Source organism: Streptomyces sp. NPDC031426, from assembly GCF_055581585.1.
In genome coordinates this window covers 51,258-70,034 of sequence record NZ_JBVIJE010000035.1, presented here as the reverse complement: position 1 = coordinate 70,034, position 18,777 = coordinate 51,258, and the positions used below count along the sequence as shown (strand labels likewise).

At 69.3% G+C, this 18,777-nt stretch carries 15 protein-coding genes and 3 pseudogenes; 8 read left to right on the top strand and 10 right to left on the bottom strand.

Annotation, left to right across the window (positions count from 1 at the left end):
* From ACZ5NH_RS40210 to ACZ5NH_RS40200, 3 genes and pseudogenes are all read right to left on the bottom strand, one after another.
* Positions 1-376, bottom strand: a pseudogene (locus tag ACZ5NH_RS40210) (SMI1/KNR4 family protein); the annotation flags it as partial.
* A 245-nt stretch (positions 377-621) separates the two neighbouring features.
* Entirely contained in the window at positions 622-2,310 is a 1,689-nt protein-coding gene (locus tag ACZ5NH_RS40205; RefSeq protein ID WP_468782675.1) for a recombinase family protein, read from the bottom strand.
* A gap of 42 nt (positions 2,311-2,352) precedes the next feature.
* A pseudogene (locus ACZ5NH_RS40200) lies at positions 2,353-2,463 on the bottom strand (hypothetical protein); the annotation flags it as partial.
* A gap of 180 nt (positions 2,464-2,643) precedes the next feature.
* Between ACZ5NH_RS40200 and ACZ5NH_RS40195 the strand changes: the two are divergent.
* Positions 2,644-3,561, top strand: coding sequence for a D-alanyl-D-alanine carboxypeptidase family protein (locus ACZ5NH_RS40195; RefSeq protein WP_468782673.1), 918 nt, complete (start codon positions 2,644-2,646; stop codon positions 3,559-3,561).
* A 51-nt stretch (positions 3,562-3,612) separates the two neighbouring features.
* Here the strand turns inward: ACZ5NH_RS40195 and ACZ5NH_RS40190 are convergent, their stop codons facing one another.
* The 4 genes from ACZ5NH_RS40190 to ACZ5NH_RS40175 all read right to left on the bottom strand — a co-directional run bounded on the left by ACZ5NH_RS40190 (position 3,613) and on the right by ACZ5NH_RS40175 (position 6,433).
* Positions 3,613-4,101, bottom strand: a complete 489-nt coding sequence (locus ACZ5NH_RS40190) for a DUF6099 family protein (protein ID WP_451553337.1) — start codon at positions 4,099-4,101, stop codon at positions 3,613-3,615.
* 172 nt (positions 4,102-4,273) lie between these two features.
* Positions 4,274-4,636 (bottom strand): nucleotide pyrophosphohydrolase, encoded by a 363-nt coding sequence (locus tag ACZ5NH_RS40185; protein WP_468782671.1) that lies wholly within the window; start codon positions 4,634-4,636, stop codon positions 4,274-4,276.
* The gene (locus ACZ5NH_RS40180; protein ID WP_468782669.1) at positions 4,633-5,829 is read right to left on the bottom strand and encodes an AAA family ATPase; all 1,197 of its coding nucleotides are present in this window, start codon (positions 5,827-5,829) and stop codon (positions 4,633-4,635) included. Before ACZ5NH_RS40180 ends, ACZ5NH_RS40185 begins: the two co-directional genes overlap by 4 nt.
* 214 nt (positions 5,830-6,043) lie before the next feature.
* Positions 6,044-6,433: a cell division protein SepF gene (locus ACZ5NH_RS40175; protein ID WP_468782667.1), complete on the bottom strand. Its 390-nt coding sequence runs from the start codon at positions 6,431-6,433 to the stop codon at positions 6,044-6,046.
* A gap of 279 nt (positions 6,434-6,712) precedes the next feature.
* On the opposite strand from ACZ5NH_RS40175, the gene ACZ5NH_RS40170 reads away from it, so the two are divergent.
* A complete protein-coding gene (locus ACZ5NH_RS40170) occupies positions 6,713-8,422 on the top strand; it encodes a hypothetical protein (protein WP_468782680.1) in 1,710 nt (569 codons plus the stop codon).
* A gap of 9 nt (positions 8,423-8,431) precedes the next feature.
* Here the strand turns inward: ACZ5NH_RS40170 and ACZ5NH_RS40165 are convergent, their stop codons facing one another.
* Positions 8,432-8,947, bottom strand: coding sequence for a YceI family protein (locus tag ACZ5NH_RS40165; RefSeq protein WP_468782665.1), 516 nt, complete (start codon positions 8,945-8,947; stop codon positions 8,432-8,434).
* Positions 8,948-9,084: 137 nt separating this feature from the next.
* Here ACZ5NH_RS40165 and ACZ5NH_RS40160 point away from each other — a divergent pair, with 137 nt between their 5' ends.
* From ACZ5NH_RS40160 to ACZ5NH_RS40140, 5 genes and pseudogenes are all read left to right on the top strand, one after another.
* Complete coding sequence (locus tag ACZ5NH_RS40160) at positions 9,085-9,585, top strand: MarR family winged helix-turn-helix transcriptional regulator (protein WP_468782662.1); 501 nt, start codon at positions 9,085-9,087, stop codon at positions 9,583-9,585.
* 85 nt (positions 9,586-9,670) lie between these two features.
* The gene (locus ACZ5NH_RS40155) at positions 9,671-11,470 is read left to right on the top strand and encodes a methylmalonyl-CoA mutase family protein (RefSeq protein WP_468782660.1); all 1,800 of its coding nucleotides are present in this window, start codon (positions 9,671-9,673) and stop codon (positions 11,468-11,470) included.
* Positions 11,470-13,644: a methylmalonyl-CoA mutase gene (gene scpA, locus ACZ5NH_RS40150; RefSeq protein WP_388624766.1), complete on the top strand. Its 2,175-nt coding sequence runs from the start codon at positions 11,470-11,472 to the stop codon at positions 13,642-13,644. The genes ACZ5NH_RS40155 and scpA overlap by 1 nt, the downstream gene beginning before the upstream one ends.
* A 14-nt stretch (positions 13,645-13,658) precedes the next feature.
* Positions 13,659-14,663, top strand: coding sequence for a methylmalonyl Co-A mutase-associated GTPase MeaB (gene meaB, locus ACZ5NH_RS40145; RefSeq protein WP_468782658.1), 1,005 nt, complete (start codon positions 13,659-13,661; stop codon positions 14,661-14,663).
* Between the two features lie 5 nt (positions 14,664-14,668).
* Positions 14,669-15,102: pseudogene (locus ACZ5NH_RS40140) on the top strand (sensor histidine kinase); the annotation flags it as partial.
* On the opposite strand, the gene ACZ5NH_RS40135 reads toward ACZ5NH_RS40140, so the two are convergent.
* Positions 15,070-16,455, bottom strand: coding sequence for an FAD-binding oxidoreductase (locus tag ACZ5NH_RS40135; RefSeq protein WP_468782656.1), 1,386 nt, complete (start codon positions 16,453-16,455; stop codon positions 15,070-15,072). The pseudogene ACZ5NH_RS40140 and the gene ACZ5NH_RS40135 sit on opposite strands and share 33 nt — an antisense overlap.
* 208 nt (positions 16,456-16,663) lie before the next feature.
* On the opposite strand from ACZ5NH_RS40135, the gene ACZ5NH_RS40130 reads away from it, so the two are divergent.
* Complete coding sequence (locus ACZ5NH_RS40130; RefSeq protein WP_468782654.1) at positions 16,664-17,710, top strand: zinc-binding dehydrogenase; 1,047 nt, start codon at positions 16,664-16,666, stop codon at positions 17,708-17,710.
* A gap of 30 nt (positions 17,711-17,740) precedes the next feature.
* On the opposite strand, the gene ACZ5NH_RS40125 is transcribed toward ACZ5NH_RS40130, so the two are convergent.
* The gene (locus tag ACZ5NH_RS40125) at positions 17,741-18,709 is read right to left on the bottom strand and encodes an antibiotic biosynthesis monooxygenase (RefSeq protein ID WP_451553327.1); all 969 of its coding nucleotides are present in this window, start codon (positions 18,707-18,709) and stop codon (positions 17,741-17,743) included.
* Between the last annotated feature and the right edge of the window lie 68 nt (positions 18,710-18,777).

Below are 18,777 nucleotides of genomic sequence, written 5' to 3'. Positions count from 1 at the left end.
GCCCGCTGACCACCAGAAGCGTGTAGAAGCCGCAGCCATCGTCGCAGAGAAAGATGGCCCCGGTAGCCCGAGCGTCTTCGGCCGCATCCGCGGCCTCTCGCCAAGCGCCGTAATCAGCTTGGTAAGCCGTGTCGGAGACATAGTCCTCCCGCTTCGGCTCGCTCTCCCAGACAACTTCGCTCGCCGCGAGTGCGGTGTCATGGTCGGGGAAGGGGACATGCAGCTTCGCATGGTCTCCATACCGGGCGCCATCCCAGTCCCAGCGCGCCCCGTCAAACCGCAGCGTGCGCACCCGGCCGCCGGCGCTGACACGAAGCAGGTACTGGCGATACTCATCGGGAAACGCCACACCGAACTGTTCCTCGGCTTGGCGCACTTGCGTCTCCCTCAGGACCTCTGGGAGACCACCTCGCCTGCCGACGCCCGTTCGTTGCCGTGCGTAGAGGGCGATGGTCCGTGCCCGCACCTCGTCCCAGTCCACTACTTGCATGCCAGGCAAGATAGCCGGTCGTCCGGCAATCCAACCCGGCGACGAAGATCACGATCTACGGCTGGAGTACTAGAGGGCAGCAGAGAGCCCAGGTAGCCCACTACGGGAAACCTGGGCTCTTTTGCGTTCCGTTACGCCGGAAGGAGTTGCCTAAGAATCTCCGGAGTGTCCGACGTATCAGCGATCCCACTGGGGAAGTCTCTCAGCTCTGGATCAATCCAGTGAGCCGGTACGTTCCATCCTGTCGCCAAGAACCCTTCCATGGAGCCAGCTTCCAGACCTGCGGCTAGCGCAAGCTCCTTGAGGTCACCGAAGAATACGACGACGCCATGGCTCGCGTTCGGAAGTGCGCTCTTCCAGACGTAGACCCGTACATCCCTGCCTGTCAGGTAGTCCCTGCGTTCCTCGGTCCTCATGCCTCCCCACTTCTGAGCCCACGTCAGGCCAGTCTCTACGTATCGAGTTACCGCAGGGCGTACCGGTTTGGCTTTGAGTTCCTTGGTCTTTCTGGTCAGGTTCCCGTGCATCCGCCAGTACGACTCTTCTTTCTCGGGGTCGTCGTACCTGCCGTTCTCATAGTCTTTCTCAAGGCGCAGCAGTCGTGCTGTTACCTGGTCAAGCGCTGCTGTGTGGTCCTCCCCCGGCTCGGTCACCTGCACGACTTCTGGGAGGCTTCCGAGCTTGTCCAAGAGGACTCCCTCAAAAATCTCGTTCAGGGTGTCCTCTGGAATCCTTGCCGAACTGGCACAGGGCATTGCCTTGGAGCGTGACGTACAGGAGTAGTGCCGGTAGACCTTGACTTCCCCCGTGGCCAGAGTCTTCTTGAGCCGGTGACAGAACATCCGAGCCCCACAGGCTCCGCACCGTGCGATGCCTGTCAGCAAAGAGGCTTGGTTGGTACGCCGAACATGCGATACGCCACGGGACTTGACTGCCTCTACGGTGGCTTGCCACTCAGCGTTCGTAAGAATCGGATACTCCGTCGCCATGACCAAGTTCCCCTGGTCATTCTCGTACGGCTCACCCTTGTACGCGAGGAAGCCGGCACAGGCAGGGTGATAGAGGATGTTCTGAACCACTCTGGGGGTCCACTTGGTTCCCTTGGGCTCTGTGAGAGCGTTCCCGTTCCTGCGCTTTGGGTCCTTGCCCCTCAGCACACGCAGATGGTCACGCCATGTCAGTACTCCCTTGGCGTTCAACTCTCGGGCAATCTGGTTGGTGGAGACTCCAGCACGCACCCGCTCTGAGATCTCCTTCAAGACTTTGGCGTACTTGGTTTCCGGCACCAGGACGTAATGCTTCCCGTCCGGCGAGTCTGCGTAGACGTAGCCGAATGGCGTGATGCCTCCCGCGTACAGGCCGTTCCGGCGTAGGTAGTCCCGTGCGTCAGAGACACGCTGCCGGATCTTCCTCAGCTCTGCTGCTGCCTGAGTTGCCTTGGCGTAAGCGATGAGCCGTCCCGTCTCGGTGGAGATGTCGAACGAGGGGTCATCCAGGACTACAAGGGTCTTCCCCCAGTCCAGAACGTTCTTGACGAACGCCATGAAGTGGAGATCATCTCGGCTGAGACGGTCCTGTGTGGTGACTGCCAAGACGTCCCACTTCTCCCGTCCTTCCTCGGTGAGCCATGGGCCCATGGAGGGGCGCTCAGGAAGGTCTACAGAGCCGGACACCGAACGGTGCTCCACCACACCCGCTACGGGGTGACTGAGTCCCTGAGCCCACGTGTGGAGGTGTTCCAACTGCCGTGGGATGGACGTTGATTCGTCAGTGTCAACGCTGATCCGAGCCGCGAGTAGCGCCCTCTGGGTCTCTGCCATGAGCAGAGCGTAGGCCAGTTTCAACCTACGTATCTACGGAATGCCGTACGACGTGGAGAACTTCTGCGCCTTGTCGGGATGCTTGTGCAGCAGGTACCCGAGGTCGGTGGCCGGGTGGGCGGCGTCGCCGCGCGTGGAGATCGTCAGGAACACATGACCGAGTCTTCCGGTATCAAGGCCCGCTGACCACCGGTTTTCTCATCGTGGCCGCGTCATCCCCCCGGGGCCTTGATCAGTTGCACGCTGCGGCGGAGCCCACAGTCCACACACAAGTCGTTCACACCCACGGCATAGTGATCGACCGTCAACTGACCACTGACTGAAGGGGGAACCATGTCCCACGGCCACAAGGTCCGCGCCGGCAGAAGAGCCGTCGTAGCGGCACTGGCGGGTGCGGTTCTCGGTACGGGCGTCCTCGCGGCCGCTCCCGCCCAGGCGGCCACGGCACCGCAGGTGTCGGCCCAGGGAGCGTTCGCGCTGAACCCCGCCACCGGCAAGGCGCTGTTCGGCAAGGAGCCGGACGGACGGCTGCGGACCGGGTCCACGACGAAGATCATGACCGCGCTGGTGGTGCTGTCCCAGCCCCATCTGAACCTCGACCGCCAGGTGAGGATCAAGAAGGAGTACACGGACTACGTCATCGACCCCACCACGCACACCCAGCGCTACTCCAGCGCCCACCTGATCCTCGGCGACTCGATGAAGGTGCGCGACCTGCTGTACGGGCTGCTGCTGCCCTCGGGCTGCGACGCGGCCTACGCGCTCGCGGACACCTACGGCACGGGGTCCACGACGGACCAGCGGACCAAGTCGTTCATCGCCGGGATGAACGCCAAGGCGCGCGAACTGGGCCTGACCGACACGCACTTCGACTCCTTCGACGGGGTGTCCAACGGCAACAACTTCGCCTCGCCGCGCGACCTGGCGAAGCTGGCCGGGGTCGCGCTGAAGAACGCGACCTTCAAGAAGGTCGTCGGCACCAAGGAGTACAAGGACATGCAGTCCTACCGGCCGGGCGGCGGAACGCACGCCATGCAGCCGTGGGACAACACCAACAAGCTGCTCGGCTCCTACCGGGGCGCGATCGGCGTGAAGACCGGCTCCGGACCGGAGGCGCAGTTCTGCCTCGTGTTCGCGGCGACCCGGGGCGGCCGGACGGTCGTGGGCACGGTGCTCGCCGACACCTCCGCGGACCAGCGCTTCCAGGACGCGGCGAAGATCCTCGACTACGGCTTCGCGCAGAGCGGCTGAGGCAGCCGGGGGGCCGCCGCCGTGGTGCACGGCGGCGGCCTCTCGGCCGGGTCACACGCCCGACGGGCTGTTCTGGTTGCCGTTCTCCTCCAATGACTCCTCCCGCGCCGCCAGCTTGCGGAGCATCTCCAGGACGCGGTCGCGGGACTCGTCGGCCGCGTCGATGGCCTCCATGCACTGCCAGTACGTCGTCTCGTCGTCGGCCGCGCTCGCCATGCCGACCAGGGCCATGCCGACCTCGCCGAGCAGGCTCCCGAGGCAGAGCAGGGTCTCGCGGGCGTCGGCCAGCTCGGTGAGCTGGGCGGCGCGCAGGTCGCCCAGGTCGAGTTCGGGCGGGTCCAGGACTCCGCAGCCACGGCCCGCCAGTTCGGTCAGGCCGAGCGCCTCGCCGCGCAGCTCGGGCGGGCCGGAGACCGCGAGCCGGCTCCCGATCGCCTGGGCCAGGGCCTGCGCCTGCCACACCTCCGCCATGATCTCGGCCGCGTCGGCGCCGCACGCCAGCGCACGCCTGCTCGTCAGGATGAGCCGTATCGCATCCATGCGTCGCCCCCGTCCTTCCGCGTGCTTCCTCGCACGCCCGCTTGAACGCTCTTGGTCACTACCCAGAGTGAAACCGCTCGGGGCGAAAAGCCAGAGGTAGACGGAAATCTGTGGACAACAATTCGGATTCGATAGGCGATTCAACTCCGGAGAGTAATACCGGAGTTCAACCCTACGACCGTGGGGGGTGCTCGGACGCGCCGTGCGCCCCCTGCACCGGGAAGCGCCGTTCGTTGCGGTCGATCTTGGCGGCCAGGGCGGCCAGTGCGTCGATGCCGAGGACATCGCAGAACTGCAGCAGATAGGCGAGGACGTCGGCGACCTCGTCGGTGACCCGGTGCGCGGTGTCCGGGTCGTCCATCACGCGTGCGGACTCCTCGGGTGTCAACCACTGGAAGATCTCGACCAGTTCGGAGGCCTCCACGCTGAGCGCGGCGACGAGGTTCTTGGGCGTGTGGTAGGGCTGCCAGTTCCGCGCGGCCGCGAACTCGGCGAGCCTGCGCTGGAGTCGGGCCAGGTCGAGGGGTTCCGTCACACGTCCAGGTGTACCACTGTGACGCCCTCGGTCCCGGTTGCCCACGAGGCGTCGCTCACCGCGCCCACCCACCGGATGTGGCCGCGCTCGCCCATCCGGACGGCCGTCCGCAGCAGCTCCCGGCGCTGGGCGGGGTCGAGGCCGCGGTCGAAGCCGTCGGCGAGGACGGTGAGGGTGCGCAGGGCGTCGGGCACCTCGCCCGGGGTGTCCACGTCCAGGACGCCGGGCCCGGTCAGCAGCACCAGCGCCAGCGCGAGATAGCGCAGTTCGCCGTCGCCGAGCCGGGCGAGTTCGGTGCGCAGTCCGTCGCCGCGGTCGAGCAGCGCCCGTACCGTGCCGTCCGGCAGCGGCTCCGCGACGAGATCGGTCACCGGCCCCGCGCAGCCCGCGCGCAGGACGTCGACCAGCAGGCCGTGCCGGCGGGCGCATTCCGCGCGGGTGCGCCACAGCACGTAGGCGAGGTTGTCGCAGCCGGACAGCAGCCGGCCGGAGCCGGTGGGCACGGGGGTGCGCATGCGCTCGGGGCGTGGGTCGCAGGGGAAGACGGAGCGCAGGGCGACCACCATCTGCTCGGCGGCGGCCAGCACTTGGCGCTGCCCGTCGGTCTTGCCGGCCACGCGCAGCGGCAGCAGGGCGGTGCCGAGGCGGTCGTCGGGGAGTGGGGCGCGGGTCACCGGGGCGGAGCCGGCCGTGTACCAGGCCGCCTGGACGGTACCGCGCCCGGGATCGCGCAGGGCGGTCTCCAGCAGGACGACCCCGCCCGCGGTCAGCCGCTCCCCCACGATCCTGAGGTCCGGTTCGGCCTGTACGGCCACGTCGAGCCGGACCGGCCCCTCGGCGCCGTCGGCCGTGCAGCCGATCCGGAAGCCGCGCCGCCCTCCGGCGTCGGGGCGCGCCCGCTGCGGCACACAGGCCACCGGGTCCGGGAACACCTCGAAGAGCGAGGCTCCGCCACCGAGCCGGGCCAGCGCCTCGTACGCCGTGAGCGCGGTCGTCTTCCCCGCTCCACTGGGCCCGGCGAACACGGTGACGGGCCCCAGCGGAAACCCGGCCCGCCGATGCCCGGCGAACGCCGACAGCCGCAGCTCGGTGATCCGGGCACGTACATCGGGGGACCGCCGGGACCGCGCGGGGACGGCCCCGGCGGGTGCGCCGACGGCGGGGGACTCAGCGGACACGGAAGGCACGGCCATGCCGGGACCGTAAAGGCCGCCCCACCTGCCGAACCGTTTCCTGCCGAGACCTTCCTACGAACGGGCGGCCGGGCGGGCCCAAACGGGACCAGGAGACACTCGGTCGAGTGACACCGGACGACCGGCACCGCGCCCTCCGGCCACGCACCCGCCACACGACGGCCACCGCAAACTCAGCCACCCCGAGCACCCCCTCGGCCGCCGGGGCCAGGGGTCAGCCACCCGACGCCCCAGCCCCCTCCATCAGCCCGCTGACCTCGGTGCCGGGTGGGGTGAGGAGGAACACGTTGCGGTCGACGCGGTGCATCCCGCTGCCCAGGCCGAAGACCACGCCCGTGCTGAAGTCGAGGACGCGCTTGGCGACCTCGGTCTCCGCGCCGGTCAGGTCGAGCAGGACCGGCGCGCCGGCCATCAGGGTCTCGGCGACTTCCCGGGCGTCCGCGAACACATTGACGCGCAGCACGACGAACCGGCGCCGCGTCTCGGTCTCGGCGTCCGGCAGCGAGCGGTGGTTCACCGCGGACGGCCAGGCGTCCCGGCCCCGCAGCGGCACGACCTGGGCGAGCCCTTCCCACTGTTCATCGGTGACGTCGTAGCGGCTCACCGGCTCCCCCCGACCTGACTCGCACTCGATGCCTGCACCAGCCAATTCTTACGCCAAGTCACCCGTTCGGCCCAACAGCGACACACTGCGCGACCGATCCGGCGTCATCTCGCCCGGAGCAACCTGAGGCGCATGTACGAATACACCTGCTTCTTACCTCTCTCATACCGTTCTCTTCACCCCGGGCCACGTGTCGCTCATCCACCCCCGATAGCGTCCGATCCCGTGCACTTGGCAGAAACACAGCAGGTGACAGCCGGCCGGCGGACGCGGTCGGCGGTGTCCGCCGTACCGGTCGCCCGCGCGGAACTCCATGAGCCCCCCGCGCAGTGGCATCGCGTGCTGACGCTGCTCGCCGACGTCAGCCTGTTCATCGGTACGCGCTCCGTATGGACACAGGCGGCCACGCACAGGCTGGCCCTCGCGGGGGTCATCTCCGTCTGCTACGCCTCGATCCTGGTGACCGGCGTGCTCACGCTGACGGTCCGCCGGGCGCGTTCGCTGGCCCGTCTCGACGCCGTCGTGCTGGTGACCGCGATCGCGCTCACTCTGTGCGCCTGGGCGCTGAACCACGCGGGCGGCGACGAGGCGGTCCTGACCACGCAGGCCGCGAAACAGATCGTCGGCGGACACCTGGTGTACGACCAGCCGTGGCCGTGGCTCTTCCACATCAAGGGCGTCGCCCTGACCGCGACGACGACCGGCGGTTACGACTACACGTACGGCTATCCCCCGCTGACACCGCTGCTCACCGTGCCCTTCCTGTGGCTCGGCCACGCCGGGGCGCCGGCGACGCTGGCGGTGACGGTCGTACTGATCGTGGGCGCGGTGATGCTGTGGCGGCTGCTGCCGACGCCGTGGCGGTCGGCGGCCACGATGGTCTGCCTGGGCTTCAGTTTCCTGCCGATGTACGCCCGTCAGGGCTACCCGGCGATCGTGGGCCTGGTCCTGCTGATCCCGGTGGTGGTGCGCTGGCCGCGGTTCGGCGCCGGCGGCCGGCTGGGTCCCGCCGGGATCGCGCGCGCCGCGTGCATCGGGGCCGCGTGCGCGGCACAGCAACTCCCCTGGTTCGTCACGCCGTTCCTGCTGGCCGGGATCTACGCCGTGCGCCGCGGTGAGCTCGACGGGCGGGCGGCCACGCGGGTGGTGCTGCGGATCGCCGGGATCGCGGTCCTCACCTGGCTGCTGATCAACGCGTACTTCATCGTGACCGAGCCGGGTCCGTGGTTCCGGGGCATCGCGCTGCCGCTGACCCAGGGCGCGGTACTGCACGGCCAGGGTCTGGTCGACATCTCCCTGTACTTCACCCACGGCAGCGACCGGCTCGACTGGTACGGCCACGCGAGCATGCTGCTCGCCGCGGCCCTGCTGGCGCTGTTCGTGCTGTTCGTACGGCGGCTGGGCCCGGCCGCGACCGTGCTGCCCTGGTGTGCCTTCTACCTGGCGACCCGGTCCCAAGACGGCTACTACCTGATGTACACGCCGCTGTGGCTGGCGGCGGCGATCACCGTGCCCCTGTCGGAGTTCAGGAGCGCCTGGCAGCCGCGCCCCCGGTGGCTGACGGGCCGGCGGCGCCGGCCCGCGCTGGCCGCCGCCGTGGCGGTGCTGGTGCTGCCCGCGCTGGTGAGCGCGACCCTCGCGGTGACGGGGCAGCCGCCGCTGCGGATGGACGTCACGGCTGCCCGGCGCTCCTCGGCGCACACTCTGTCGGCCCTGACGGTGAAGGTCACCAACACCGGGAGCAGCGCGCTGACCCCGCACTACATGCTGACGACCGGCCAGGGCATGAGCCGGTACTGGTCGCTCGCGCACGGTCCGGCCACGATCCCGGCGCACACCACGGCGACGGTCCAGTTGCGGGCGCCCAAGGGCGGCTTCCCCCTGCCCGGAAAGAAGGCCACGCACATCCGGCTGCGCGCCTTTACGGCGACCCCGCAGACGCTCTCCACCGAGGACGTGAGCCGGGCCGAGCTGGGCATGAAGGGCTGAGCCGGCGGCTCAGGCCCGCGCGCGCGTGAAGCGCAGCTTCGCCGTCACCGTGGTCAGGCCCCGCATCATGCCCAGCTGGTTCCAGCCCATGCCGAACTGGTCGCGGTCGACGCTGAACTCGGCGTCCAGGGTGAGCGCGTCGGCGCCCGCGTCGCTCAGGTGCGCGGTGAAGGTCACGGGCTTGCTGACGCCCCGCACGGTCAGCTGACCGGTGACCCGTACGCCGTCGCCGTCGAGGCGGTCGGCGCCGCGGACGGCGAAGGTGATCTCGGGGTGGTTGTCGGCGTCGAAGAAGTCGGCCGAGCGCAGGTGGGTGTCCCGCTTGGCGTGCCTGGTGTCCAGGGAGGCCGCCTCCAGGGTCACGGTGCCGCTGGCCGAGCCGTCGGCGTGCACCTCACCTCCGCCGGAGGCAGCGGTGAAGGTGCCCTTCACGGTGACGAGTCCCCACATGGTCTTGTGGCGCAGTCCCACGGTGGAAGCGGCCGGGTCGAGCTGCCAGGTGCCTGTCTGCACGGCGACGGTCATGGTCGTACTCCGGATTCAGGTGATTCAAATTTGGATGACTGACGCTCACGCTAGCGCCTCATCCAAATTTGAACAACCCACTCATCCAAACTGAACAACCTTCTGGTCCAAAATTGGACAACAGGTAGACTCGACCCATGTCCGCATCCGACGCGCACCCCGCCGACCGGCTCGAATGTCCCGCCTCCGCGGACGGCCTGCTGCCCCCGGAGCTGCGCGCCTGGATGATCCTGCTGGCCGCCACGGGCGCCGTGGAGCAGCGGCTGCGGTCGGTCGTGAAGGAGACCCTCGACGTCTCGCACGACGAGTTCCTGGTCCTGTGCCTGCTGGCGGAACAGCCCCGCACCGGACTGCGCATGACCCAGGTCGCCGACCTCCTGGGCCGCCCCAAGACCCGGCTCACCTACCAGATCGCCTGCCTCCAGCGGGCCGGCCTGGTCGTCCGCACCTCGGTGTGCGGCGACAAGCGCGGCGTGCAGGTCACCCTCACCGACAAGGCGCGCGACCTCCTGAACGAGACGTCCACCCTGCTCGCCGGAACCGTCCGCCAGGCCCTCGCCGACTCGATGGGCCCCGACCAGCGCGCGGCCATGTGCGCGCTGGTCCCGGACCTCGACGAGGAGCCCGTCGGCGGCTGAGCGGCGGAGGTCACAAGCGCAAGGAGGGAAACCTCACAGCCCCCGCGCTGCACTCACTTGAGCATGCTGCCCTAGCATCCGAGCCATGACGGTCCTGCCTGACGACGGGCTCTCACTGGCCGCCGAGTTCCCTGACGCGACGCACGAGCAGTGGCAACGCCTGGTCGAGGGCGTGCTGCGCAAGTCGGGCAAGGAAGTCTCGGGCGCGGCAGCTGAGGACGCCCTGTCCACGACGCTGGAGGACGGGCTGCGCACCCGGCCCCTCTACACCGCGCGCGACGCCGCGCCCGACCCCGGTCTGCCGGGCTTCGCCCCGTATGTGCGCGGCAGCCGCCCCGAGGGCAACACCGCGGGCGGCTGGGACGTACGGCAGCGGCACACCGCCCTCGCGGACGGCGCCGTGCTGGCCGACCTGGAGAACGGCGGCACCTCGCTGTGGCTGGTGCTGGGCGAGGGCGGCATCCCGGTCGACGGGCTGGGCCGGGCGCTGGAGGGGGTCTACCTCGACCTGGCGCCGGTCGTCCTGGACGCGGGCCGGGACACCGTGCGGGCCGCCGAGGCGCTGCTGCGGCTGTCCGCGGACAAGGGCGTGGCCGCCGAGGCCGTACGCGGCAATCTGGGCGGCGACCCGCTCGGGTACGAGGCCCGCACCGGCACGGCGCTGGACTTCGCGCCGTACGCCGCCCTGGCCGCGCGCTGCGCCGGGCAGTACCCCGGGCTGCGCGCCCTCACCGTGGACGCCCTGCCGTACCACGAGGCGGGCGGCTCGGCCGCGCAGGAGCTGGGCGCCTCCCTCGCCACCGGTGTGGCGTATCTGCGAGAACTCACCGAGGCGGGGCTGAGCGTGGAACAGGCCGCCGGGCAGCTGGAGTTCCGCTACGCGGCCACCGCCGACCAGTTCCTCACCATCGCCAGGCTGCGCGCCGCGCGCCGGCTGTGGGCCCGGGTCGCCGAGGTCTGCGGGGCCCCCGGCGCGCAGCTGCAGCACGTGGTGACCTCGCCGGTGATGATGGCCCGCCGCGACCCGTGGGTGAACATGCTCCGCACGACCGTCGCGACGCTCGCCGCCGGGGTCGGCGGCGCCGACTCGGTGACCGTGCTGCCGTTCGACCACGCGCTCGGCCTGCCCGACGCGTTCGCGCGCCGGATCGCCCGCAACACCTCCACGATCCTCATCGAGGAGTCCCACCTGGCCCGGGTCATCGACCCGGCGGGCGGCTCCTGGTACGTCGAGCAGCTCACCGACCAACTCGCCCAGGCCGCCTGGGAGTTCTTCCGGACGATCGAGCGCGACGGCGGCCAGGCGGCCGTACTGCGCTCCGGCCGGCTGCGCACCGACCTCGCGACGACCTGGGCGGAGCGTTCCAAGAAGCTCGCCAAGCGGCGCGAACCCATCACCGGTGTCAGCGAGTTCCCGCTGCTGGCCGAGAAGCCGGTGGAGCGCGAGCCCGCGCCCGAGCCGCCGTCCGGCGGTCTGCCGCGGGTGCGCCGCGACGAGGCGTACGAGGAGCTGCGCGCCCGCTCCGACGCCCACCTGGCCGCGACCGGCGCCCGCCCCCGGATCTTCCTGGCGACCCTCGGCTCGGCCGCCGCGTACACCGCGCGGGCGACCTTTGCCGCCAACCTCTTCCAGGCCGGCGGCATCGAGCCGGTCACGGAGGGCGCCTTCGAGGACAGCGGCGCCACCGAGGCCGTGCTGTGCTCCAGCGACGCGCTCTACGCCGAACAGGCCGAGCAGACCGCCGAGTCGCTCAGGGCGGCCGGGGCCCGGCATGTGTTCCTGGCGGGCCGGGGCGAGTACGCCGGCATCGACTCGTACGTCTTCGCGGGCTGCGACGCCATCGACGTGCTGTCCGCGACCCTCGACCGCATGGGAGTGTCCTGATGGGAATCCCCGACTTCTCCGGCATCGAGCTGGGGACGCCGGTCGCCGACGGCAGTGCCGATCAGTGGCGTGCGGCCGTCGCGCGGGCGGCCGGGAGCGAAGAGCCGCTGTGGGAGACCCCGGAGGGCATCGGGGTCAAGCCGCTGTACACCGGCCGTGACCTGGAGGGCCTGGACTTCCTGGGCACCTACCCGGGCATCGCGCCGTATCTGCGCGGCCCCTACCCGACGATGTACGTCAACCAGCCCTGGACGATCCGCCAGTACGCGGGCTTCTCCACCGCCGAGGAGTCCAACGCCTTCTACCGGCGCAACCTGGCGGCCGGCCAGAAGGGTCTGTCGGTCGCCTTCGACCTGCCCACGCACCGGGGCTACGACAGCGACCACCCGCGTGTGACCGGCGACGTCGGCATGGCGGGCGTGGCCATCGACTCCATCTACGACATGCGGCAGCTGTTCGACGGCATCCCGCTGGACAGGATGACGGTGTCGATGACGATGAACGGCGCCGTGCTGCCGGTGCTCGCGCTGTACATCGTGGCGGCGGAGGAACAGGGCGTACCGCCCGAGAAGCTGGCCGGAACCATTCAGAACGACATTCTGAAGGAGTTCATGGTCCGCAACACCTACATCTATCCGCCGAAGCCGTCGATGCGGATCATCTCCGACATCTTCGCGTACACCTCGCAGCGGATGCCCCGCTACAACTCCATCTCCATCTCCGGCTACCACATCCAGGAGGCGGGCGCGACGGCCGACCTGGAGCTGGCGTACACGCTCGCGGACGGCGTGGAGTACCTCCGCGCGGGCCGGGAAGCGGGCCTGGACGTGGACGCGTTCGCGCCGCGCCTGTCCTTCTTCTGGGCGATCGGCATGAACTTCTTCATGGAGATCGCCAAGATGCGGGCGGCCCGGCTCCTGTGGGCCAAGCTGGTCTCGCAGTTCGAGCCGAAGAACTCAAAGTCCCTGTCCCTGCGCACGCATTCGCAGACCTCGGGCTGGTCGCTGACCGCGCAGGACGTGTTCAACAACGTCACGCGTACGGCCGTGGAGGCGATGGCGGCGACCCAGGGGCACACCCAGTCGCTGCACACCAACGCCCTCGACGAGGCCCTGGCCCTGCCGACCGACTTCTCGGCGCGCATCGCCCGCAACACCCAGCTGCTCATCCAGCAGGAGTCGGGCACCACCCGGGTCATCGACCCCTGGGGCGGCAGCGCGTACGTGGAGAAGCTGACGTACGACCTCGCGCGCAAGGCCTGGGCGCACATCCAGGAGGTCGAGCAGGCGGGCGGCATGGCGCAGGCCATCGACGCCGGCATCCCGAAGCTGCGCGTGGAGGAGGCGGCGGCCCGCACCCAGGCCCGCATCGACTCGGGCCGTCAGCCGGTGATCGGCGTGAACAAGTACCGCGTGGAGAACGACGAGGCGATCGAGGTCCTCAAGGTCGACAACTCCGCCGTACGCGCCCAGCAGATCGAGAAGCTGCGGCGGCTGCGGGAGGAGCGGGACGAGACCGCGTGCCGGGACGCGCTGGACGCGCTGACGCGGGCCGCCGAGGGCAAGGAGAACCTGCTGGAACTGGCCGTGCGCGCGGCCCGCGCCATGGCCACCGTGGGCGAGATCTCGGACGCCCTGGAGAAGGTGTACGGCCGGCACGCGAGCCAGATCCGTACGATCTCCGGCGTGTACCGCAACGAAGCAGGCAAGTCCCCGAACGTGGACCGCACCCGTGCCCTGGTGGACGCCTTCGAGGAGGCCGAGGGGCGCCGGCCGCGCATCCTGGTCGCCAAGATGGGCCAGGACGGCCATGACCGCGGCCAGAAGGTCGTCGCGACCGCGTTCGCCGACCTCGGCTTCGACGTCGACGTCGGCCCGCTGTTCCAGACCCCGGAGGAGGTCGCCCGGCAGGCGGTCGAAGCGGACGTCCACGTGGTCGGCGTGAACTCGCTGGCCGCCGGTCACCTCACGTTGGTCCCGGCGCTGCGCGAGAAGCTCGCCGAGGAGGGCCGCGAGGACATCATGATCGTGGTCGGCGGGGTGATCCCGCCGCAGGACGTGCCGACGCTGCGGGAGATGGGCGCGGCGGAGGTGTTCCTGCCCGGGACGGTGATCCCGGACGCGGCCTACGACCTGGTGCGGCGGCTGTCGGCCGACCTGGGCCACGAGCTGTAGCGGGGGCTCTCGGGGTGGCATCGATCGATCTCGACACGTATGTGAAGGGCGTGCTCGACGGAAAGCGCGCGATCGTGGCCCGCGCGATCACGCTCGTGGAATCCACGCGCCCCGCGCACCGGTCGCTGGCTCAGGAATTGCTGACCCAGCTCCTTCCGCACAGCGGCCGGGCGCGGCGGATCGGCGTGAGCGGGGTGCCGGGTGTCGGCAAGTCGACGTTCATCGACGCGTTCGGCACCATGCTGACCTCACTGGGCCACCGGGTCGCGGTCCTCGCGGTCGACCCCTCCTCGACCCGTACCGGCGGCTCCATCCTGGGCGACAAGACGAGGATGGAGCGCCTGGCGGTGGACCCTGCCGCCTTCGTCCGCCCCTCCCCCAGCGCGGGCACGCTGGGCGGGGTCGCGAAGGCCACCCGGGAATCGATGGTGGTCATGGAGGCGGCGGGCTACGACGTGATCCTCGTCGAGACGGTCGGCGTGGGCCAGTCGGAGACGACGGTCGCGGAGATGGTCGACTCCTTCCTCCTGCTGACCCTGGCCCGCACCGGCGACCAGTTGCAGGGCATCAAGAAGGGCGTCCTGGAGCTGGCCGACGTGATCGCCGTCAACAAGGCGGACGGACCGCACGAGCGCGACGCGAAGGCCGCCGCCCGTGAACTGGCGGGCGCCCTGCGCCTGATGCACGGCAAGGAGGCGTTCTGGAGCCCGCCGGTGCTCAGTTGCAGCGCCCGTGAGTCGACGGGCCTGGACACGGTCTGGGAGCGCCTGGAACAGCACCGCACCCTGCTCGACTCCACCGGCAGGCTGACCGCCAAGCGGCGCGCTCAGCAGGTCGGCTGGACCTGGGCGATGGTCCGCGACGAACTGCTGGACCGCCTCCACGCCGACCCGGCGGTGCGCGAGGCCGCGCCGGACCTCGAACGACAGGTCAGAGAGGGCCGGTTGACGGCGACCCTGGCGGCGGAACGGATTCTGGAGGCGTTCGGCGTGCGTACGGCTCTGCCGCCGGCCGACTGAGGCGCAACGAGTTGCGCACCCCGCCGGCGATCTCGAAGACGCTTCTCGACGTGGCCCGCACCGACCCGGACCGCGACACCGGCGAGATCATCGACCGCCTCCACGACGTCGACAGCCGAGCGATCGACCTCACCGAGGCGCTGCTCCTGCTCAGCCGCGCCGAACAGCGGTCCTTCACCCGAGAACAGGTCGACCTGTCCCTCCTGGCGGAGGAAGCCACCGAAACCTCCTCCCCCTCGCGGAAAAGCATGGCGTCACCATCGAGACCCGCGGCGGCATCACCCCCACGAGCGGATCGCAAGCGCTCCTGCTGCAACTGACCATGGTCAGAGCCATCACCCAGGCACACGACGGAACGCTCACCCTCACCCCGCGCCCCGCCGGCGGGATCCGCGTCACTGTGGAACTACCCACGATCTCCCCGCACGTCGGCAGGTGACAGGTAGGAGCAGAAGACTCCGTCCGGGTCGTACCGCGTTCTCAGGTTCCGCAGGCGCTGCCAGTCGTCCTCGGTGAAGGAGCGGCGGGCGCGGGACGATGCCGCGGTGAGGTCCGCCTCGGCGATGTAGTGCCCCGTTCCGAAGGGTTCCACCCTGTGCATCGCTTCCCGCAGCCAGCCGATGTTGGCGGCGTCCTGGCGGGGGTCGTCCCAGACGGCGTAGGGAACGACATAGCTCTCCCCGAGCACGGAGAAGGCCATGTCGGGCGGCGGCCGGCCTGCCGGCGAGAACGGTGCGAGGACCAGCGATCTGTTCGAAGGGGCCGAGTCCACGACATCCGCGAGCTCGCTGAGCAGTGTGGGGAAGTCGGCGTCCGACCACAGGGTGTCCGCTGCATAGCGGAGTTGCGGAGGCCACAGGGCGGCGGAGGAGTCGTACAGGGCCTCGAACGTCGTCGGCTCGTCCAGTCGATGGGAGAGGGAGCTCTGGCGCAGCGGACAGTCGCGCAGCGGCCGGAGGAACTCGGTTGCTTCCTGCCGCGACGCGGCGAAGGCGGTGCCGGTGACGGTCACCGCTTTGAGGCCCGGCTTCGTACCGGGGTCCACCGTGCCGAGAGAGAAGCTCAACTCGACGTTCGGGGAGAGCCCTGCGGCCAGCTCGGTGGCCCAGTGCGTCACCTCGGTGACGTTCGCGAGGGAGCAGGCCCAGCTGGTGCTCGTGATCGCGCCGGGGCGGGGATACAGCCTGAGGCGGAAGGCGGTGACCGCGGCGAAGAATCCGGGGCCCGCTCCCCGGGCCGCCCAGAACAGGTCCCTGTGCTCGCTCTCGCTGCAGGTGACCGGCTCCCCGTCCGCGGTCACGGCTTCTATCTGCTCGACACTGGCGCACGCCGGCCCGCGGGCCCCGGAATTCCAGCCGAGCCCTCCACTGAGGAGGTATCCGCCGACGGCGACGGACCCGCAGTGCCCTGTGGGGAAAGCGAGTCCGTGACGGCCGAGTTCCGAGGTGAGCTGCACGCCTGTGACGCCGGGCTGCACCGTCGCCGTCCCCAAGGCCGGGTCGACGGCGCAGCCGCGCAGCCCGGACAGGTCGATGAGCATGCCCCCGTCGCGCAGGGGCGACCCGCACCAGCTGTGTCCCCCCGACCGTATGGCGATCTGGAGGCCCTGGGACCGGGCCAGGCGCACCGCTTCCCTGACATCACCGGCCGACGCCGCGCGAACGATGACGTCCGGGAACCGCGCCGGTGCGAACGCGTTCCACACGACGGCCCTGCGGATGTCTTCGTAACCGGCGTCGTTCCGCCGTACCGACAGTTCCCCGAGACCGTGCATCTGCGTGTAGCGGCTCATCCCGCACTCCTTGCCCCGGCACCCGCGCGGTCTGCACGCCCTCGAGCGGAGGAGTTGCGGAGACCGCCGTTGTACACGACGCTGAAAGCACGTCGCCATCCAGTGATGAGCCAGGCCGGTTCAGGCCTTTACAGCTTACCGCGCGGCCCGCAGGGGAACGACTCGTGGCCGGCAGGGATTGCCCACAGACACCATGAAATGCTTCGTCATGAGGAACGTCGGCGAGGTCGCCGTAGTCGACAAACGCGTTCCGGAACCGGGCCCGAATGAGGCCGTGGTGCGTACGACCACCGCGATGATCTGCAGTTCCGACGTCCATACGGTAAGGGGAGCGATCCCGGTCGCCTCCGATGTCACCCTGGGACACGAGGCGGTGGGAACGATCCATGCGCTCGGCTCCGCGGTGGAAGGACTGACCGAAGGTGAACGCGTGGCGGTGGGCGGAGTCACGCCCTGCTTTCGGTGCGAATTCTGTCAGCGCGGTCTGTCCTCGCAGTGCGGAGGCAGAATGATGGGTGGAGCCAGGTTCACCGTGCAGCGGGACGGCAACCTGGCGGAGTACTTCCTGGTGAACGACGCACTGGCGAATCTCGCTCCGATTCCCGAGACACTGTCCGACCACCAGGCTTTGTACGCGACGGACATGCTGTCGACCGGATTCGTCGCCGCCGAACACGCTGAGCTCGACTTCGGGCAGACCGTCGCCGTCTTCGCTCAGGGAGCAGTGGGACTTTCGGCCACCATCGGGTGCCGGCTGCGCGGCGCCGGATTCATCATCGCCGTCGAATCGCGGCCCGAGCGTCAGGAACTGGCCCGTCACTTCGGCGCCGATGTGATCGTCGATCACACACGCTGCGATCCCGTCGAGCGAATCCTTGAACTGACGGACGAGCAGGGTGTGGACGCGGCCATCGAGGCGCTGGGCACACCGGGTACCTGGGAGGCGACGTTCCGCGTCACCAAGCCGGGCGGCCACATCTCCAATGTCGGCTACCACGGCGAGGTGCCTGAACCACTGAGGATCCCGCTGGAGCCCTTCGGATACGGGATGTCCGACAAGCATGTCCACGGTGGGCTGAACCGAGGGGGCAGGGAGCGCCTGAGGCGGATCTTCCGGCTGATGGAGCACGGCAGGGTGGACCCCACCCCGATGACGACCCATGCGTTCGGCTTCGGCGAGGTCGAAAGGGCATTCCGGATGATGGAGATCGGGGCCGATGGCATCATCAAGCCGCTGATTCACTTTGGCGGTTGACGGCGGATGATACGCCTGACGGTGAGACACTCAGCCGGTGAGACGGAAAACCGCGAGGAGCGCCGCGTAACACACCGCCACCACGGCCGTACCCACCAGGTCGGTGCGGCGCGAATGCGGTCGGTCGGGTGCCAGCCAGAAGGCCAGAGCGCGGTTGACGACCAGTGGCATCAGAAGCCAGGTCAGAATCGAAACGCTCAGGACGTTCGAGATGAAAAGGCCGAGGTATCCCGCAACGCCGGCATGTGTGAAGGCGCGGCCTACGGTGAGGTTGAGCACCATGACGGTGGGGTAGAGCGCGAGAAGAACGGACATGGCCTGCTTCCAGTTGGGCGGGACACCCGCCTGCTCCCCTTCACCGAAGCGGAACCATCCGCTGAAGGCCGACCCGATCTGGCGCACGTCGTAGTCGGCGAAGTAGTCGCGCCCCTCGTCCAGCAGTTTCCTGCGGACATCCGACTTCAGCCACTGGTCGAGGTGTTCGCGGGTGTCGAACCGGAACACAGCGACCCAGCGGTCCTGGATGCCTTCGACGGGTGCGAAGAGTTCGGATCCCATGAAGCCCCGGTACTTCTGCTGGGCCCTCAGGACCTTTTCCTGCCAGCGCTCGAAGTCCTGCTCGCGACCTGGCCGCACCGTGTGGGAGATTACGGCCGTCACGGCTTCCTGAGCCGGTTGCCCTCCGCGCAGAACCTCCTGGGAGGGCTCCTCCTCGAACAAGTTGCGGCTGTCATCGAGGAGTTCTCGGCGCCTTGCCGATTCAAGCCAGGCGCTCAACCGGTCGACGTCCGAGAAGCGGAACACCACGACCCACTCGTTGTCCTCGGCGGAGTCGGGCGGGTAGAGCTCCGTTCCCTCGAAGCCGTCGAAGGCCCGTACGGCCCGGTTCACCTGTTCCTGCCAGCGCTTGTAGTCCTCCTCGCGACCGGGGACGACCTTCTGCGAGGTCACCACGGTTGCTCCGGCCGCACCATGGCCGCGGTTTGCGCTGGTGCTCATACGGAGTAGCGTAGCCACAAAGGGACTTATGAGACAAATGGAGCAAATACCATCAATCCATTGGAACC

Coding starts and splice junctions, on each gene's coding strand:
- ACZ5NH_RS40190 (WP_451553337.1), bottom strand. CDS start 4,101: ATGGATGCGATACGGCTCATCCTGACGAGCAGGCGTGCGCTGGCGTGC.
- ACZ5NH_RS40155 (WP_468782660.1), top strand. CDS start 9,671: ATGACGGTCCTGCCTGACGACGGGCTCTCACTGGCCGCCGAGTTCCCT.
- ACZ5NH_RS40130 (WP_468782654.1), top strand. CDS start 16,664: ATGAGGAACGTCGGCGAGGTCGCCGTAGTCGACAAACGCGTTCCGGAA.
- ACZ5NH_RS40205 (WP_468782675.1), bottom strand. CDS start 2,310: ATGGCAGAGACCCAGAGGGCGCTACTCGCGGCTCGGATCAGCGTTGAC.
- ACZ5NH_RS40135 (WP_468782656.1), bottom strand. CDS start 16,455: ATGAGCCGCTACACGCAGATGCACGGTCTCGGGGAACTGTCGGTACGG.
- ACZ5NH_RS40195 (WP_468782673.1), top strand. CDS start 2,644: ATGTCCCACGGCCACAAGGTCCGCGCCGGCAGAAGAGCCGTCGTAGCG.
- ACZ5NH_RS40160 (WP_468782662.1), top strand. CDS start 9,085: ATGTCCGCATCCGACGCGCACCCCGCCGACCGGCTCGAATGTCCCGCC.
- ACZ5NH_RS40165 (WP_468782665.1), bottom strand. CDS start 8,947: ATGACCGTCGCCGTGCAGACAGGCACCTGGCAGCTCGACCCGGCCGCT.
- scpA (WP_388624766.1), top strand. CDS start 11,470: ATGGGAATCCCCGACTTCTCCGGCATCGAGCTGGGGACGCCGGTCGCC.
- ACZ5NH_RS40180 (WP_468782669.1), bottom strand. CDS start 5,829: ATGGCCGTGCCTTCCGTGTCCGCTGAGTCCCCCGCCGTCGGCGCACCC.
- ACZ5NH_RS40125 (WP_451553327.1), bottom strand. CDS start 18,709: ATGAGCACCAGCGCAAACCGCGGCCATGGTGCGGCCGGAGCAACCGTG.